Origin of the sequence: Bradyrhizobium sp. SSBR45G (assembly GCF_030159255.1) — a bacterium.
Lineage (GTDB): Bacteria > Pseudomonadota > Alphaproteobacteria > Rhizobiales > Xanthobacteraceae > Bradyrhizobium.
The window spans coordinates 157,816-176,101 of record NZ_BSCT01000011.1; the positions used below are offsets into that span (position 1 = coordinate 157,816).

The 18,286-nt window shown below is 64.9% G+C and carries 10 protein-coding genes; 8 read left to right on the top strand and 2 right to left on the bottom strand.

Annotated features, from left to right (window positions below):
• Nucleotides 1–129: 129 nt before the first annotated feature.
• From treS to treY, 5 genes are read left to right on the top strand one after another with little or no spacing between them, the layout of a single operon-like run.
• Nucleotides 130–3,435, top strand: a complete 3,306-nt coding sequence (gene treS / locus QQL87_RS16045) for a maltose alpha-D-glucosyltransferase (protein ID WP_284419730.1) — start codon at nucleotides 130–132, stop codon at nucleotides 3,433–3,435.
• On the top strand, nucleotides 3,432–5,570 hold the full coding sequence (gene glgB / locus QQL87_RS16050) for a 1,4-alpha-glucan branching protein GlgB (RefSeq protein ID WP_284419728.1): 2,139 nt from the start codon (nucleotides 3,432–3,434) through the stop codon (nucleotides 5,568–5,570). Before treS ends, glgB begins: the two co-directional genes overlap by 4 nt.
• Before the next feature lie 4 nt (nucleotides 5,571–5,574).
• Nucleotides 5,575–7,650: a glycogen debranching protein GlgX gene (glgX, locus tag QQL87_RS16055; protein WP_284419727.1), complete on the top strand. Its 2,076-nt coding sequence runs from the start codon at nucleotides 5,575–5,577 to the stop codon at nucleotides 7,648–7,650.
• The gene (gene treZ / locus QQL87_RS16060; protein ID WP_284419726.1) at nucleotides 7,647–9,413 is read left to right on the top strand and encodes a malto-oligosyltrehalose trehalohydrolase; all 1,767 of its coding nucleotides are present in this window, start codon (nucleotides 7,647–7,649) and stop codon (nucleotides 9,411–9,413) included. Before glgX ends, treZ begins: the two co-directional genes overlap by 4 nt.
• Nucleotides 9,414–9,415: 2 nt before the next feature.
• The gene (gene treY / locus QQL87_RS16065; protein ID WP_284419725.1) at nucleotides 9,416–12,220 is read left to right on the top strand and encodes a malto-oligosyltrehalose synthase; all 2,805 of its coding nucleotides are present in this window, start codon (nucleotides 9,416–9,418) and stop codon (nucleotides 12,218–12,220) included.
• Here treY and QQL87_RS16070 read toward each other — a convergent pair whose 3' ends face one another.
• On the bottom strand, nucleotides 12,221–12,532 hold the full coding sequence (locus QQL87_RS16070; protein ID WP_284419724.1) for a polyhydroxyalkanoic acid system family protein: 312 nt from the start codon (nucleotides 12,530–12,532) through the stop codon (nucleotides 12,221–12,223).
• 170 nt (nucleotides 12,533–12,702) lie between these two features.
• Between QQL87_RS16070 and QQL87_RS16075 the strand changes: the two genes are divergently transcribed.
• Nucleotides 12,703–12,867: a DUF3309 family protein gene (locus QQL87_RS16075; protein WP_006614022.1), complete on the top strand. Its 165-nt coding sequence runs from the start codon at nucleotides 12,703–12,705 to the stop codon at nucleotides 12,865–12,867.
• A gap of 85 nt (nucleotides 12,868–12,952) precedes the next feature.
• On the opposite strand, the gene ligD is transcribed toward QQL87_RS16075, so the two are convergent.
• A complete protein-coding gene (gene ligD / locus QQL87_RS16080) occupies nucleotides 12,953–15,685 on the bottom strand; it encodes a DNA ligase D (protein WP_284419723.1) in 2,733 nt (910 codons plus the stop codon).
• A gap of 712 nt (nucleotides 15,686–16,397) precedes the next feature.
• Here ligD and QQL87_RS16085 point away from each other — a divergent pair.
• Together QQL87_RS16085 and ku are read left to right on the top strand one after the other, a co-directional pair.
• The gene (locus QQL87_RS16085) at nucleotides 16,398–17,027 is read left to right on the top strand and encodes a hypothetical protein (RefSeq protein WP_284419722.1); all 630 of its coding nucleotides are present in this window, start codon (nucleotides 16,398–16,400) and stop codon (nucleotides 17,025–17,027) included.
• Between the two features lie 104 nt (nucleotides 17,028–17,131).
• Entirely contained in the window at nucleotides 17,132–18,010 is an 879-nt protein-coding gene (gene ku, locus QQL87_RS16090; RefSeq protein ID WP_284419721.1) for a non-homologous end joining protein Ku, read from the top strand.
• Nucleotides 18,011–18,286 lie beyond the last annotated feature (276 nt).

The window sequence follows — 18,286 nt, forward strand, 5'->3', positions numbered from 1 at the left end:
CGCCCTGCGGGACGCTTTCTCCCCTATTCTGCCCTCTTTTGAGGAGAGCCGCATCTGTCGGGTCCGAGACGCCTGTCCAGGCGCCTGCGGTCGCAGCCGATTCCTTCTCCTCGCCGGTGTGAGGGCTTCATGAACGTGATGTCATCCCTGGACTCCCCGAACCTGCAGACCGAAGCCGATGGCGACGGTCTCTGGTACAAGGACGCGATCATCTACCAGCTGCACGTCAAGGCGTTTGCCGACAGCAACCATGACGGCATCGGCGACTTTGCCGGCCTGACCGACAAGCTGGATTATCTGCAGGATCTTGGCGTCACCGCGCTGTGGCTGCTGCCGTTCTATCCATCCCCCGGGCGCGACGACGGCTACGACATCGCCGATTACGGCAGCATCAATCCCGATTTCGGGACGATGAAGGAGTTCAAGCGCTTCATCCAGGAAGCGCAGCGCCGCGGCTTGCGCGTCATCACCGAGCTCGTCGTCAACCACACCTCCGACCAGCACCATTGGTTCAAGCGTGCCCGGCGCAGCGCGCCCGGATCGAGCGCGCGCGACTGGTACGTCTGGAGCGACACCGACCAGAAATATCAGGGCACCCGAATCATCTTCACGGACACCGAGAAGTCGAACTGGACCTGGGATCCCGAGGCCGGCCAGTTCTATTGGCACCGCTTCTTCTCGCACCAGCCGGACCTCAACTTCGACAATCCGCGGGTGGTCAACGCCATCATCCAGGTGATGAAGCGCTGGCTCGACGCCGGCGTCGACGGCTTCCGCCTCGATGCGATCCCCTATCTGTGCGAGCGCGACGGCACCAACAACGAGAACCTCCCCGAGACGCACGCGATCATCAAGCGGCTGCGGCTCGAGCTCGACAATTACGCCAAGGACAAGCTGCTGCTGGCCGAGGCCAATCAATGGCCGGAGGACGTGCAGGAATATTTCGGCCAGGGCGACGAGTGCCATATGGCCTATCACTTCCCGCTGATGCCGCGCTTCTACATGGCGATCGCCCAGGAGGACCGCTTTCCGATCACCGACATCCTGCGGCAGACGCCGGACATTCCATCGACCTGTCAATGGGCGCTGTTCCTGCGCAACCATGACGAGCTGACCCTGGAGATGGTGACCGACGTCGAGCGCGATTATTTGTGGTCGACCTATGCCAACGATCCGCGCGCCCGCATCAATGTCGGCATCCGCCGGCGCCTCGCGCCGCTGATGGACAATGACCGGCGCAAGATAGAGCTGATGAACTCGCTTCTGATGTCGTTCCCGGGCACGCCGATCATCTATTATGGCGACGAGATCGGGATGGGCGACAACATCTATCTCGGCGACCGCAACGGCGTGCGCACACCGATGCAGTGGACGCCGGACCGCAATGGCGGCTTCTCGCGCGCCGACCCGGCGCGGCTGTACGCGCCGATGATCATGGACCCGGTCTATGGCTACGAGGCCGTCAACGTCGAGGCGCAGTCGCGCAGCCTGTCGTCGCTCCTGAACGCAACCAAGAAGCTGATCTCGGTCCGCAAGTCGACGCTCGCCTTCGGCCGGGGAACGATGAGCTTCATCCGGCCCGCCAACCGCTCCGTGCTGGCCTATGTCCGCCAGTACAAGGACGAGGTCATTCTCTGCGTCGCCAACCTGTCGCGCTCGGCGCAGGCGACCGAGCTCGACCTTTCCGCCTTCAAGGACCGCGTGCCGGTCGAGATGCTGGGGCGCTCGCGCTTTCCCGCGATCGGCGCGCTGCCCTACATGATCACGCTCGCGCCCTACGGCTTCTACTGGTTCCAGCTCAAGGAGCGTGACAAGTCGGAGCCGGTAATCCAGCGCGCGGTGCCGGAATTCGAGACGCTGGTGGTGCCGCTCGGCTCGACCTGGGTGACGCTGGCGCGCACGCGCGGCGTGTTCGAGCGCGACGTGCTCCCCGATCATCTCGCCCGCACGCGCTGGTATTCGGAGCGCAATCCGGAGGAGATTCATCCGACGCTGACGTCCGCGATCCCGTTCTGCGACATCGGCGACAACCGCCCCTGGCTGATCTTCTTCAAGGCGGCCGAGCGCAAGGAGACGCAGCGCTATCTCCTGCCGATGCAGATCGAATGGGTGCGCTTCGATCGCGACCGCTACAATCCCCAGGCCTTTGCCGCGGTCCGCCAGGGCGCGCGCGAGGGCACATTGCTCGACGCCGCCACCAGCCCCATCTTCCTCGCGTTGCTGCTGCATAACCTGCAGCAATCGCTGACCGTGGAGGAGAACGGCATCAGGCTCGAATTCCGGCCGACATCCCGGTTTCCCGACAAGCCGGTGCGCGAGTCCGAGCACGTGCGCATCATCGAAACCGACCGCTGCAGCAGCAAGGCCGTGGTCAACAACGAGTTCTTCATCAAGATTCGCCGCGAGCTCGAGGCCGGACCGCATCCGGAGATCGACATCGGCCGCTTCCTGACGGAGACGGTCGGCTTCGCCAACGTCCCGCCGCTGCTTGGCAGCGTCGAGGTGATCCAGGAGGGCGAGCGGCAGACCGTCGGCTGCGTCCATGGCTTCGTCGAGAACCAGGGCGACGGCTGGACCGTCACGGCCGCCTATCTCGACCGCTACATCGATGATCAGCGCGTCTTCACCGCCAACGGTGACGAGCGCCAGAGCGACGAGCTGTCACCCTATCTGCGCTACGTGACGCAGGCCGGCCGGCGCTGTGGCGAACTGCATGCCGCGCTGGCCTCGCGCAGCGATCTCCCCGATTTCGCGCCGGAGCCGACCTCCGCCGACAGTCTCGATCATTGGATCGACCGGCTTCGCGCCCAGGCCGGCCGAATTTTCGCCAGTCTGAGCGAGCGCCGCGACCACCTCAAGGATCCGGACCGCGGGCTGGTCGATCAGGTGCTCGCCCAGCGCGGCGAACTGTCGGAGCGTCTCGGCGCGCTGATCCCGCAGCATCTCGGCGGCTATGACATCCGCGCCCATGGCGACTTCCATCTTGGCCAGATCCTGATCGTCAAGGACGACATCTTCATCATCGACTTCGACGGTGACGAGGAGCAGCCGCTCGCCGAGCGCCGGCGCAAGGCGCCGCCCGCCCGCGACATCGCCGGCTTCCTGCGCTCGATCGACTGCTCGGTCCGCATCGCGCATGAGCGCGCTTTGCGCGCCGGTCCCGACGATCACGGCCGGATTGCCGCCGCCCTGTCGGACTGGCGCGACCGCACCACGGCGGCTTTTTTGGCCGGCTATCGCGAGATCAAGGCCCATCAGCACCTCTGGCCGGACGATCCGCGCAGCGCGGAGGCGCTCCTTAACTTTTTCATGCTGGAAAAAGCACTCGGGGCGCTCGAATATGACCTCGCTCACCGGCCGGACTGGCTACGCGTCGCGCTGGGCCACCTGCTTCGCGTTCTGTCCGTGCCAGCACCTGCCAGCGAGTCCTCATGACCCATCTTTCTCCCGAGGCGTTTGCGATCATCGAAGGTCGGCATGCCGACCCGTTTCGCTATCTCGGTCAGCACAATGCCGACGGCAGGACCGTCGTGCGCGCCTTCCTGCCCGAGGCCTCCCGGGTCGAGGCCGTCGGCGAGCATGGCGAAGTCGCGCCGCTGGCGCGCATCCATGATGCCGGCCTGTTCACCGGGACGATGTCGTCGCCGCAGCGCTATCGCCTGCGGGCGACATTCGGCGATGCCGTCACCGACCTCGAGGACCCCTACCGCTTCTTGCCGATCCTGAGCGAATTCGATCTGCATCTGCTCGGCGAGGGCAACCACGAGCGGCTGTACGACAAGCTCGGCGCCCATCCGATGGCGCTCGACGGTGTCGACGGCGTCGGCTTCGTCGTGCTCGCGCCCAATGCACGGCGCGTCAGCGTGGTCGGCGACTTCAACTTCTGGAACGCGCGGCGCCACCCGATGCGGGTGCGCGGCAACGGCTATTGGGAGCTGTTCATTCCGCGCGCCCGGGCCGGCGACCACTACAAGTTCGACATCATCGGCCCGCAGGGCGAGCACCTGCCGCTGAAATCGGACCCGATGGCCTTCGCAGCCGAGATGCGTCCCAAGACCGCGTCGATCGTGGTCGACGAAACGCATCTGCCGCGCCCGCGGCCGGCGCCGCATGACGTCAACAGGCTGAATCGGCCGGTGTCGATCTACGAGGTGCATCTCGGATCCTGGCGGCGCAAGGATAACAACCAGTGGCTGACCTATCGCGAGCTGGCTGAGCAGCTGCCGGCCTATGTCCGCGACCTCGGCTTCACCCATGTCGAATTCCTCCCGGTCAGCGAACACCCGTTCGACGGCTCCTGGGGCTACCAGCCGACCGGCCTGTTCGCGCCGACCAGCCGGTTCGGCAGCCCGGAGGATTTCTGCGCGCTGGTCGATGCCTGCCATCGCGAGGGCCTCGCGGTCTGGCTCGACTGGGTGCCGGGGCATTTCCCCGACGATCCCCACGGGCTCGGCCGTTTCGACGGCACCGCGCTGTATGAGCATGCCAATCCGATGCAGGGCCGGCATCTCGACTGGGGCACCCTGATCTACAATTTCGGCCGCACCGAAGTCGCCAATTTCCTGCGCGCCAATGCGCTGTTCTGGCTGGAGCGCTACGGCATCGACGGCCTGCGCGTCGATGCCGTCGCCTCGATGCTCTATCTCGACTACAGCCGCCCCTCGGGAGGGTGGATTCCGAACAAATATGGCGGCCGGGAGAACCTCGAAGCCATCGAATTCCTGCGCCGGGTCAATATCGAGCTGTTCGGACATTTTCCCCAGGCGACCACGGCCGCCGAGGAATCCACCGCTTGGCCGCAGGTCTCGCGCCCGGTCGACATGGGCGGGCTCGGCTTCGGCTACAAGTGGAATATGGGCTGGATGCACGACACCTTGCGCTACATCGGCAAGGACCCGATCCACCGCAAATATCACCACGGCGATATCCTGTTCGGGCTGCACTACGCCTTTTCTGAGAACTTCATCCTGCCGCTGTCCCATGACGAGGTCGTGCACGGCAAACGCTCGATCCTGGGCCGGATGCCGGGCGACGACTGGCAGCGCTTTGCGAATCTGCGCGCCTATTACAGCTTCATGTACGGGCATCCTGGCAAGAAGCTGCTGTTCATGGGCTGCGAGATCGCCCAGGAGCGGGAATGGAATCACGACATTGCGCTCGACTGGCACCTGCTCGGCGATGCCAAACATGCCGGCATCCAGGCCCTGATCCGCGACCTCAACCATCTCTACCGCAACGTGCCGGCGCTGCACGAGCGGGACTGCGAGCCGGACGGCTTCGAATGGCTGATCACCGACGATGCCGACCGCAACGTCTTTGCCTGGGTCCGAAAAGGCTTCGACGACCGCGCCCGCTGCGTCGTGGTCGTGAACTTTTCGCCCAACGTGTATTACAATTACCGGGTCCGCGTGCCGTTCGGCGGCATATGGAGGGAAGCTTTCAATTCCGACTCCCTGCATTATGGCGGCAGCAATGTCGGCAATGTCGGCCAGGTCCATGCCTCTGAAGATCACCAACTCGACCTCATCCTCCCGCCCATGGCAGCGGTATTTCTCGTCCCGGAAGCCTGACGCGATGCGTCTGGCTGCTGGAAGTCCCGCACGTCTCGGAGCAACCTGGGACGGACGAGGGACCAATTTTGCGCTGTTTTCCGCCAATGCCGAAAAGGTCGAGCTCTGCCTGTTCGACAGCCAGGGCCGCCGCGAGATCGAACGGATCGAGCTGCCGGAGCGGACGGAGGACGTCTGGCACGTCTACCTCAACGACGTCTCGCCCGGACAGCTCTATGGCTACCGCGTCTACGGACCGTACGAGCCGGAGCGTGGCCATCGCTTCAACGCCAACAAGCTGGTGCTCGACCCCTACGCCAAGCGGCTGGCCGGGCGGCTGGTCTGGAGCGACGCCCATTTCGCCTACCGCGCCGGCTCGCCGCGCGAGGATCTCTCGTTCGACCGGCGCGACAACGCCCGCGGCATGCCGAAAGGCGTGGTCATCGACGAGACCTTCAACTGGGGCCGGCGCGAGATGCGCCCGCAGATCCCCTGGGAGGACACGATCATCTACGAGGCCCACGTCAAGGGCCTGACCAACCGGCGCGATGACGTCCCGCCCAATCTGCGCGGCACCTATGGCGGCCTGTCGTCGCCGGCGATGATCAAGCACCTCAAGCGGCTCGGCGTCACCACTGTCGAGCTGCTTCCGATCCACGCCTTCATCGACGACCGCATGCTGGTCGAGAAGAAGCTGGTCAACTACTGGGGCTACAACACGATCTCGTTCTTCGCGCCGGAGCAGCGCTATGCGCAGGACAATCCGCTCGATGCGTTCAGGACGACGGTGGCACGGCTGCACGATGCCGGCATCGAGGTGATGCTCGACGTCGTCTACAACCACACCGCCGAGGGCAACCACCTCGGGCCGACGCTGTGTTATCGCGGCATCGACAACGCCTCCTACTACTGGCTGCAACCGGACAATCCGCGATTCTATGACGACTTCACCGGCTGCGGCTCGTCGGTGAACCTCACCCATCCGCGCGTGCTGCAGATGGTGATGGATTCGCTGCGCTACTGGGTCGAGGTCTGCCATGTCGACGGCTTCCGCTTCGATCTCGCCACCACGCTGGCCCGCGAGAAGCACGGCTTCGACCGGCGCACCGGCTTCCTCACCGCGATCCGCCAGGACCCGGTGCTGGCGAGCGTCAAGCTGGTTGCCGAGCCCTGGGACGTCGGTCTCGGCGGCTACCAGGTCGGCGCGTTCCCGTCGCAATGGTCGGAATGGAACGATCGCTATCGCAGCGCCATGCGCCGCTATTGGAGCGGCGAAGGCAGCCTGATCGGCGAGGTCTCGAGCCGCATGACCGGCTCGTCCGACATCTTCAACCACGACGGCCGCACCCAGCGCGCCAGCGTCAACCATGTCACCGTGCATGACGGTTTCACGCTGGCCGATCTGTTCAGCTACAACAGCAAGCACAACGAGGCCAACGGCGAGGACAATCGCGACGGCTCCAACGACAACCACAGCAACAATTTCGGGCACGAGGGCCCGACCGACGACGTCATGATCAACGCGCTGCGCCGGCAGTCGCGCAAGAACCAGCTCGCCTGCCTGTTCCTCGCGCAGGGCCTGCCGCTGCTGCTGGCCGGCGACGAGGTCGGCAACTCGCAAGCCGGCAACAACAACGCCTATTGCCAGGACAACGAGGTCGGCTGGGTCGACTGGAGCGGCATGGGCCGCGAGGGCTGCGACCTGATCGACTTCATCGCGCACATGACCGATCTGCGCCGCCGCTTCGGCCAGATCCGCGCCCGCCGCTGGCTCGACGGCCGCCGTCCCGACGGCAGTTTCGGCGTGCTGTGGCTGACGCCCTCGGCGGAGGAAATGACGCAAACGGACTGGACCTTTCCCGACGGTCGATTTCTCGCCTATGTGCTCGCACCGGTGGAACCTGAGCAGGCTCCGATCTTTATTGTCCTGAATGCGGCCCCTGAAGACATCGGATTCAAATTGCCCAGGCTCGACGAATACAAGAATTGGCAACAGGTTCTCGACACCACCCAAGCCCAGCAGAAGCCGATCGACTTCGCGTCCGGCGCGGAGCTCAAGGCCCCGCCCCGCTCCGTGCTGGCATATGCGGGCCTGTCATGAGCGGGCGCCAGTTCGGGCCTGAGATCACCAGGGATGGCGTCACATTCCGGCTGTGGGCGCCTGCCGCCAAGCGCGTCGATCTGGTGCTCGACGGCAGGCACGAAATGCAGCGCCGCGATGGCGGGTGGTACACGCTCGACGTCGCGGGAGCGGGCGCCGGCACGCGCTACAAATTCCGCATCGACGACGAGCTCGACGTGCCCGATCCCGGTTCGGACTTCCAGCCAGAGGACGTGTTCGGCCCCAGCGAAGTGATCGACCACCGCGCTTACGCCTGGCGTTCCGAGAATTGGCGCGGGCGCCCCTGGCAGGACGCGGTGTTCCTCGAGAGCCATGTCGGCACCTTCACGCCCGAAGGCACCTATCGCGCGATGATCGACAAGCTCGATCATCTCGTCGAGACCGGCATCACCGCGCTCGAACTGATGCCGCTGGCGGACTTTGCCGGCCGGCGCAACTGGGGCTATGACGGCGTGCTGCTCTATGCGCCGGACAGCGTCTATGGCAGGCCCGACGACCTGCGCGCGCTGATCGACGAAGCGCATCTGCGTGGCCTGATGGTGTTCCTCGACGTCGTCTATAATCATTTCGGCCCGGAAGGGAACTACATCGGGCTGTATGCACCGACCTTCTTCACCGACGCGCACACGCCCTGGGGCAGCGCGATCGACTACCGGCGCCCAGAGGTGCGGAATTTCGCCATCGAGAACGCGCTGCACTGGCTGACCGACTACCGCTTCGACGGGCTGCGCTTCGACGCCGTCAACCACATCATCGCCAACGAGGGCGAGATCCCGATGCTGCACGAGCTGAGTGCGGCGGTCGGGAAGCTCGTCGAGGCCAGCGGACGCCACATCCATCTCGTGCTCGAGAACGGCGACAACCGCGCCAGCATGCTGGACGCCGCGGAGGAGCCGCCGCGCGGCAAATTCCGCGCGCAATGGAACGACGACTATCATCACGCCTGGCATGTGCTGCTGACCGGCGAAAGCGGCGGCTACTATGGCGACTATCAGCAATCGCCGCGCCGCGACCTCGCCCGTGCGCTGGCGTCCGGCTTCATCTACCAGGGCGAACAGGCGGCGTTCTGGGGCGGCATCCCGCGGGGTGAGCCGAGCGGTCATCTGTCCCCCGGCGCGTTCGTCAATTTTCTGCAGAACCACGACCAGATCGGCAACCGCGTGTTCGGCGACCGGCTGGAAGCCCTCGCGCCGCCCGACGGCATCGCCGCCGCGCTCGCGGTCACCTTGCTCGCGCCGACCGTCCCGATGCTGTACATGGGCGAGGAATGGGGCTCGAAGCAGCCGTTCCCGTTCTTCTGCGACTTCCAGGGCGATCTCGCCGATGCCGTGCGCAAGGGACGGCGCCGGGAGTACGAATGGGCATACGCCAGATATGGCGACGAGGTGCCGGATCCGCTCGATGTCGAAACGTTCAAGTCAGCGATCATCGACTGGGACGCCCGCAATGAGCAGCCGGGCCGCGAACGGCTGGCGTTGGTGCGCAGGCTGCTTGCCGTGCGGCACAAGGTGGTGGCCCCGCTGCTGCCGGGCGCGACATTCGGTGAAGCCGATGTGACCGATGAGAGATGCCTGAGCGCCCATTGGGTGATGGGCGACGGCAGCAGGCTGCGGCTGCTCGCTAATGTGTCGGACAAGGCGATCGCAAGCCCATCAACTGAATTCCGGGGCACCTCGATCTGGGGCGGTGCACCGGCCGACCGTCTGCCGCCCTGGTCCGTGTTCTGGAGCATCGGAGGATAAGCATGCCTCCGGCCATTCCGCTCGCGACCTATCGCCTGCAGCTTACTGCCGACTTCAACTTCGAAGCCGCAGCGCGCGTCGCGCCGTATCTGAAGGCGCTCGGCATCAGCCATGTCTACGCCTCGCCGTTCATGAAGGCGCGGAAGGGCTCGACGCATGGCTATGACATCACCGATCATTCCAAGCTCAATCCCGAGCTCGGCGGCGAGGACGGTTTTGCGACACTCAGCGCGGCGCTGAAGGCGCACGATCTCGGCCTCATCCTCGACTTCGTGCCGAACCATGTCGGCGTGCATTTCGATGATAACCCGTGGTGGCTCGACGTGCTCGAATGGGGTCCGGCCTCGCCGCACGCGGCTTCCTTCGACATCGACTGGGACCAGCTGCCCTACCGCGCGCGCGGCGGCGTCCTGCTGCCCATCATCGGCACCTCCTACGGCGAAGCGCTGGAGCACGGCGACATCGTGCTGCGCTACGACCCGGACGAGGGTAGCTTTTCCTGCTGGTACTTCGAACACCGCCTGCCGATCGCGCCCGAGCGCTACGGCGAGATGCTGCGCATCATCGTCAAGGAAGCCGGCGCGGAGCACAGCGAGGGTGGCCGGCAGATTCTCGACCTGGCCTCGCACCATCGCGGCCTGCGCCAACCCAATCGCAAGGAAGCGCCGGCCTTCAAGGCCGCGCTCAAGGCCATTCCGGGCGCTGCTGAGATCATCGCCCGCGGACTTCAGGCCTATCAGGCGGGTCCCGAGCGGCCCGCGCAGACGCTGGCCCTGCATCACCTGCTGGACCGGCAGCACTACAAGCTCGGCCACTGGCGGTTGGCGTCGAGCGACATCAACTATCGCCGCTTCTTCGACGTCAATACGCTGGCGGGCCTGCGGATCGAAGATGCCGGCACCTTCGAGGCCATCCACCGCCTGGTGAAGAAGCTGATCGCCGACGGCCAGTTGCAGGGATTGCGGCTCGACCACATCGACGGCCTGCGCGACCCCGCGCAATATTTCCAGCGCCTGCGCCGCCTGGTCCGCGATGCCCGCGGTGCTGCTGCGGGGCCGTTCTATGTCGTGATCGAAAAGATCCTGTGCGAGCACGAGAAGCTGCCGAGCTTCGCCGGCGTGCACGGCACCACCGGCTATGAGTGGATGAACGTCATCACCCAGCTCCTGATCGACGGCCGGGGCCTGGAGCCGCTCGACGAGATCTGGCGCCAGATCAGCAACACCCCGCCGAAGCTGGCGCCGGTCATCAAGGCGGCGAAGCGGCGCGTGCTGGAGACGCTGCTGACCAGCGAGTTCACCGTGCTGACGCGGCTGCTGGCGCGCATCGCCAACGGCCACTACTCCACCCGCGACTATTCGGAAGACAGCCTGCGCCGGGCGCTCGAGCTCTATGTGGTGCACTTCCCGGTCTACCGCACCTATCTCACGACAAGTGGGCCGACCGACGCCGATCGCGAGCTGATCGATCATGCGAGCGCCCGGGCGCGCGCCGAATGGTTCGCCTCGGACGGCTCCATCTTCGACTTCCTGCGCGATGCGCTGACCATGGACCTGATCAAGCGCGACCGCAAAACCAACCACAGCGTTCCACGCGTCCGCCGCTTCGCGCTCAAGGTCCAGCAGCTCACCGGGCCGATGATGGCAAAGTCGCTGGAGGATACTGCCTTCTATCGTTTCCACCGGCTGCTCGCGCTGAACGAGGTCGGCGGTGATCCGGCGGCGCAGGGTCTGGCCATTGCGGATTTTCATGACCTCATGCGGCAGCGCGCCAGGCACTGGCCGCACGGCATGACGGCGACGGCGACCCATGACACCAAGCGCGGCGAGGATGCCCGGACCCGCCTCGCCGCCATCACCGAGTTGCCCAACGACTGGACGTCTGCGGTCGCGCGCTGGAAGACCTTGAACGCCCCGAACGTCGTGACCGAAGGCCACATGCGGGCGCCGTCCGCGGCCTTCGAGTACATGCTGTACCAGACCCTCGTCGGCATCTGGTCGGCGGCCGGTGATGACGACAGCCTGATCGAGCGCCTGCAGGCCTATGCGATGAAGGCCGCGCGGGAGGGCAAGGAGGAGACCAGCTGGCTCAATCCGAACGAGGCCTATGAGAACGGCCTGCGCACCTTCATCACGCGTATTCTGGACCGTGAACACTCGGCGGAGTTCCTGCAGTCGCTGGAGACTTTGGCCAAGCGCTTTGCCCTGCTCGGCGCGCTGAACTCGCTCACGCAGCTCACGCTGAAGGCCACAATGCCCGGCGTGCCGGATTTCTATCAGGGCACCGAGTTCTGGGATCTGTCGATGGTCGATCCCGACAATCGCCGCCCGGTCGACTTTGCCGCGCGCGAACATGCGCTGCAGGACTGCGAGAGCCCGGACTGGGAGCAGTTGGCAGGGCATTGGCCCGACGGGCGCATCAAGCTCGCCTGGACGCGGCACCTGCTCAAGCTCCGCAATGAACGGCCGTCCGTGTTCACCGACGGGTCCTACGAGCCGCTCGACGTCACCGGGCGTGATGCCGGGCACATCATTGCCTTCGCACGGCGCGATCGACGGGACGCGGTGATCGTGGTCGTCGCCCGCCACTTTTCGTCGTTGACGGACGGCGGTCGGGTCTGGCCGCGAGCGGATGCATTCGAGGCGATCGTGCATGTTCCCGGCTATGCGGCCTCTCACATTCAGGACGGCACGCTCCCTGTTTCCTCCATCTTCACGCATCTGCCGACCGCTGTGATCCCCGCCCGTCTCGACGCGACCTTCGATCACCGGATCAGGCGCTCGTCCACATCGGCACCGCCGGCCTGATCAGCTCTTCTTCGTCAGCAGCAGCTGGCCGCGGCTGCGAATGGCCGACTGTGCCGCCTCGGCAAAGCGCTGCAAAAGCCAGGGCAGCGTGACCTCCACCCGCACATGATCCTCGGCGACGTCGACATGGCCGGATGCCGCCTGCCCGAGCGCGCGGACGCGAAAGATCATCTTGTCGCCGTCCCAGCGTTCCTCGTCGACGCTGAGGACGGGAAGGCTGCGCGCCGCGCGGCCAAGGCCGGCCTGGAGCCGCCGCACGGCCTCGTCCTTGCCGAGGCGATGCGGAATGGAAACGACAAGCGGTCTTGACATCGCGATCTCCTGACTAACAACGCATCTCATGTAGTCATCAGCGAAGGGACCGCAAAGACACATGCTCCATTTTACCTGGACCCCAACCGGAACTTTCGAAGTTCCGACCAGTTTCCTCGTCGAAGGCAGAGTGACGCACCGCCCCGCTGCCGGGCACTGGAGGGAACTACATGTCCATCGGAACGATCATCCTCATCATTCTCATCATCGCGCTGCTCGGGGGCTTCTCCGGCATCGGCGGTGGTCCGTTCTACGGCACTGGCTACTATGGCGGCGGCGGCCTTGGTCTCATCATCGTCATCGTGCTGATCCTCGTTCTGCTCGGACGGATCTGATTCACCTGTGATAACGCGCCGGCTCGGACAGATGTGGTGCATGGCCATGTCTGCCCGAGCCCATGACCAACTACATGCCTCCTTCTCAGACCTTGCTCGCGAGCATCCTGATCGCAGCCTTGATCGACCCGGCCGCGTCCTCATAGCCATCCCACGCCTTGGTCTTGGCCAGCAGGGCCGGCACGGTGCGGATGGTATGGCGCTTCGGATCGAGGCCATTCTTCACCTGGGCCCAGGTCAGCGGCATCGAGACGGTCGCACCTTCGCGCGCCCGCGGCGACAGCACCGCGACCGCCGTGGCCATCCGATCGTTGCGCAGATAGTCGAGGAAGATCTTTCCCTTGCGCAGCTTCTTCGACATGTTCAGGAGATACTGCTCGGGACTGTCATTGGCCATCCACTGGCAGACGCCCTGCGCAAACGCCTTCGCCTCCGGCCACGCGACCGCGTCGCGCGAGCCGTGCCGCAGCGGTGCGACGACGTGCAGGCCCTTGCCGCCGGTCGTCTTGCAGAAGCTCTCCAGGCCAAGGCTCTTCAATCTCTCCCGCATCTCCTTGGCCGCGACGATCACCTCCTCGAAGGCGACGTTCGGCGCCGGATCGAGGTCAAACACCAGTCGCCCCGGCACGTCATAGGCGTCAGGCGCGCAGTTCCACGGATGCAGCTCGACCGCCGCGACCTGCGCCACGGCGATCAATCCCTCGACGCGATCGATCTGCAGATAGGGCTTGCGATCGCCTGAGACTTTGACCAGTTCGAGCCGATCGGACATGCCCTGCATGCCGTGCCGCTGAAAGAACGTCTCGCCACCGATGCCGTCGGGGGCGCGCACGATCGAGCACGGCCGTCCCTTCAGATGCGCGATCATCCAGTCGCCGACAGCTTCCAGATAGGTCGCAAGGTCGAGCTTGGTGACCGGCTCGCCGTCGCCGGCATCCGGCCACAGCGCCTTGTCGGGCTTGGAGATCGCAACGCCCATCACCATGGCCGAGCTCTTCGTCCGCGACGGCGTCTTGTGCACGATGGTGCCGCCGGTCGCAGCCGTCGCCGCCGCCCGCGCCATCGGCTTCGCAACGCTCGTCGTCACGACCGGCTCCTCGGCGACCACCTCGCCCGCCGGCTTGTCCTCACGCAGGCCCTTGAACGAGGCCTGCCTGACATTGCCGTCATCGGTCCAGCCTGCGAACTCGATCTCGGCCACCAGCTCCGGTTTCAGCCAATGCACGTCGCGGGTCTTGCGCGGCGCGTTCTTGCCGCTGAATGGACTCGTGCCGGCCGCCGCCGCCTTCAGCGCCGGCATGATCTCCTTGACCGTGTCCTGGCCGAAGCCGGTGCCGACGATGCCGACATAAGCGAGGTGATCGTCCTTGTTGACGCCGACCATCAGCGAGCGGAATTTGCCGTTGGTCGTCTTCCAGCCGCCGATGACGACCTCGTGGCCCGGCCGGGTCTTGGCCTTGGTCCAGCTATCGGTGCGGCCCGAATGATACGCCGAGTCCAGCTTCTTCGAGACGATGCCTTCGAGCGACAGCTTGCGCGCCGATTCCAGCACGGCCTCGCCGTCGCTCTCGAAATGCTCGACGTAGCGGATCACAGGCGCCCTGCCCTTGATGGTCGCCTTCAGCAGCCTAGCCAGCCGCGCCTTGCGCTCGCGCAGCGGCTGGCGGCGCAGGTCGAACTCTTCAGCGAACATCAGGTCGAAGGCAAAGAAGATCAGCTCGTCGGTCTGACCGGCCGAGATCGCCGCCTGCAGCGCCGAGAAGTTCGGATTGCCGTCCTTGTCCAGCGCGACGATCTCGCCATCGATGATCGCATCCGGCAGCTTGGCGGCCTCCTCGGCGATCGCGCCGAACTTCGCGGTCCAGTCGAGGCCCTTGCGGGTCTTCAAGGTCGCCTTGCCGTTCTCGACCCTGATCTGCACGCGATAGCCGTCGAACTTGATTTCATGCGCCCAGCCCTCGCCGCTCGGCGGCTTTGCGACGGAGGTGCAGAGCTCGGGCGGAACGAAGTCCGGCAGCGATGACACCGTGCGCGGCGCGGCCGCCTTCTGCTCCGCGCCGGCCTTGGCCGCCTTGGAATTGCTTGCCTTGGACTTGCTTGCCTTGGGTTTGTTTGCCTTGGGCTTGTTCGCTGAAGCATGTGTCGATGACGGCTCGCTGTCGCTCCGGTTCGAATGCCAGACCGCATCGGCATTCATGCGCTGCGCCTTGCCCAGCATGAACGGCTTGGGCGCCTTGCCCTTGCCAGCCGCGATCTGCTCCATCGTACGTCCCGAGGCGACCGAATTGTCGGCGTCCAAGATGTCGTTCGCGGCGCCTTCACGGGCGAACTCGTCGCGGTGCTTGATCAGCAGCCAGTTGGTGCGCTTACCGCCGGTGCGATCGTTGCGCATCCGCACCAGGACCCAGCTGCCGTGCAGCTTGTCGCCGTCGAGCGTGAATTTCAGGTCTCCCTTCGCGAAGCCGCGCTCCGGATCCTCGCTCTCCCAATAGCCGCGGTCCCACAGCATGACCGTGCCGCCGCCATACTCGCCTTCCGGAATCGTCCCTTCGAAATCGCCGTAGTCGAGCGGGTGGTCCTCGACCTCGACCGCGAGCCGCTTGTCGTGCGGGTCAAGCGACGGGCCCTTGGTGACCGCCCACGACTTGAACACGCCGTCGAATTCGAGCCGCAGATCGTAGTGCAGCCGCGTCGCATCGTGCTTCTGGATCACGAAGCGCGGCCGCGCCGCGCGCGCGACCTTGGCTTCGCCCGACGGCTCTGCCGTCTTGCCGAAATCGCGCTTCTTGCGATAGGTGGAAAGCTTCCTGAGCGCCACGGTGATCCCTCACGTTGAGCGGTAGCGTAGCAAAGCGGAACGCATCCTGGAACCGGAGCGGACACCCACCTAAGGCTGGCGCCGACCAGACCAGAACGATAACACCGGGCAAAGTTCCGCGTTCCCGCGGCTCGACGAGCCCGGGTGGTGCTGCCGTTCGCCCTCTGCCAATCGAGAGGGCGCAGGGAAGGCCGGGAGCTCGCCGCCCCCATGGCCCGCCTGCGAAAAAAATGCAGGCGGCAGGTACCACAGGTGCAGCCGAGATATCCCGGCCCTCCCTGCGCGACGGTTTGACGGCTGCTTCGCGTTCTCCCCGGTGCGCCGGCTTTCTGGCCACCGTTGCCCGCGCGACGCATTTCGCGTCCACGCCAGCGTGATACCAGCTTCGGGGTATCAGGACCGCGCGACTTGACCGTGCGTGCCGAACCGTTCGTCGGCGCAACAATCACGCTGCAACCCGACACGCCCATCGCATTCCGCTGCCGACGTCCGTGACGACCGCGATACGTCCCCTCCGACGCAACGGAACAGGCGGGACCATAATGCTGATTTTACGAATTTGTCAAGCTGTTTTTCTTTTTCCGAATTTTTCAGGCTTGGTGGCACGAAAATGGACCGGCCGTTTCCTGCCGCCAAGGGCATGGCATGTTGCCAACCTGGTCCATGAATTGGATATTGGCTTTCTGAACCTTGGTACATGACAGGATTGATCATGGGTACGAACATGTCTTGGGCCTTCGTGGACGGTGTCAGCCTGCAAGAGCTCTACGAAGTCCTCGATCTGGAGCCCAGTGATCAAACGCCCGATTACACGGATCTCGGAACGAGCCATGTTCCTTTGGCAGGCGCCATGCTCAAACCTGGATGGTGCGCGATTTTCGCGAAATACGCCCTTGTCATGGACGCGCTGCTGAGCGCAACGCCGCCACGTCTGGCACGGCTGCCCGCGCAGTCGCGATGTATTGCGTGCGTCGTTCTCGAACATGCGATGGTGTCCTACGCCGGATTTTGGCGCGGCGGCGAAATCGTATGGGAGATACGGCACGATGGCGGCGACCATCTTGAGGCCACGGGAGCGCTGCCCGCGGAGTTTTCCTCCTTGCGCGACGAAGCCGTGGCAAGGCAGCAGTCCAGCCGATCCGGCTCCTGGGGCGTCGACTACCTGTTCAACGTTCCGACAGACACCGCAGCTACCGTCGCAGGTTATCCTCATCGGTGGGTCGTACAAGCAGACCTGTACAGCGACTTGCGGACCATCACCCCTGTCAACGGCCATGAACTCGACCGCTTGAGTACGCCACCTCAATGGTGGCAGCTGACGAAATCGATGCGGTATCGTTGATCGGTTTGGCACGCTGCCAGCGTGCCGCGGGTTGTGGATCGATCGCCGCGGAACCCAAGAAGGACCATTCGGTTGGGCTGGGTATCGCTTTCAAGGAGACCACGATGGCCCCCCGCGCCTACTGGAAAGGCTCGCTCAAACTCTCGCTCGTCAGCTGCCCCGTCGTGCTCTATCCGGCATCGACCTCCGTAGAGAAGACGCGCTTCCACATGATCAACCGCGAGACCGGCAACCGGCTGAAGCAGCAGATGGTCGATGCCGAGACCGGCGACATCGTCGAGGGCGAGCAGAAGGGCCGCGGCTACGAGTTGGCCAAGGGCCAGTATGTCGAGATCGAGCCCGAGGAGCTGGAAGCGGTCCAGATCGAGAGCAACCACACCATCGACATCGACAGCTTCGTGCCGCGCGACGAGATCGACCAGCGCTATCTCAACCACCCCTATTACATCGCGCCCGACGGCAAGGCCGCGGTCGATGCCTTCGCCGTCATCCGCGACGCGATGAAGGATCAGGGCCGCGTTGCGCTCGCGCGGATCGTGCTGACCAACCGCGAGCACATCATCGCCATCGAGCCGATGGGCAAGGGCATGCTCGGCACTACTCTGCGCTTTCCCTATGAGCTGCGCGACGAGAGCGAGTTCTTCGACGACATCAAGGCACCCAAGATCACCAAGGACATGGTCGAGCTGGCCGGGCACATCCTGCAGACCAAGGCGGCGCACTTCAAGCCGTCGGAGTTCAAGGACCAGTACGAGACGGCGCTCAAGGCGCTGGTCAAGCGCAAGGCGTCGGGCAAGCCGATCAAGCTGCCAGAGCCGGAGGAGAAGTCCGGCAACGTCGTGAGCCTGATGGATGCGCTGAAGCAGAGCCTGGGCAAAGGCCAGAAAAAGTCGTCACGCGCACCGTCACGGTCCCCGGCGTCGCATCGGCGTCCGGCGAAGAAGGCGCATCGGTCTGCGGCGCGACAGCGCAAGGCGGGGTGAGGATTCCGTAGCCCGAATGAGCGCAGCGACATCCGGGTTCAAGCGTACAGTTAGTGAGAACCCGGATATCGCTCCGCTCATCCAGGCTACAGGGTGCTTTTAACGCAAGCGCCCCACGCCCACCGCCGTCATCCCGGCGAACGCCGGGATCCATACTCCGCGGCGGGTGTGGTGAGAAAACACTGGTCGGACGTTCGCGCCCAATGACTTCTCCCTGTGGTTATGGGTCCCGGCGTTCGCCCATAGGCGCTAAAATAGACTTGCGGCGAAGAATCA

Coding starts and splice junctions, on each gene's coding strand:
- treS (WP_284419730.1), top strand. CDS start 130: ATGAACGTGATGTCATCCCTGGACTCCCCGAACCTGCAGACCGAAGCC.
- glgB (WP_284419728.1), top strand. CDS start 3,432: ATGACCCATCTTTCTCCCGAGGCGTTTGCGATCATCGAAGGTCGGCAT.
- glgX (WP_284419727.1), top strand. CDS start 5,575: ATGCGTCTGGCTGCTGGAAGTCCCGCACGTCTCGGAGCAACCTGGGAC.
- treZ (WP_284419726.1), top strand. CDS start 7,647: ATGAGCGGGCGCCAGTTCGGGCCTGAGATCACCAGGGATGGCGTCACA.
- treY (WP_284419725.1), top strand. CDS start 9,416: ATGCCTCCGGCCATTCCGCTCGCGACCTATCGCCTGCAGCTTACTGCC.
- QQL87_RS16070 (WP_284419724.1), bottom strand. CDS start 12,532: ATGTCAAGACCGCTTGTCGTTTCCATTCCGCATCGCCTCGGCAAGGAC.
- QQL87_RS16075 (WP_006614022.1), top strand. CDS start 12,703: ATGTCCATCGGAACGATCATCCTCATCATTCTCATCATCGCGCTGCTC.
- QQL87_RS16085 (WP_284419722.1), top strand. CDS start 16,398: ATGGGTACGAACATGTCTTGGGCCTTCGTGGACGGTGTCAGCCTGCAA.
- ku (WP_284419721.1), top strand. CDS start 17,132: ATGGCCCCCCGCGCCTACTGGAAAGGCTCGCTCAAACTCTCGCTCGTC.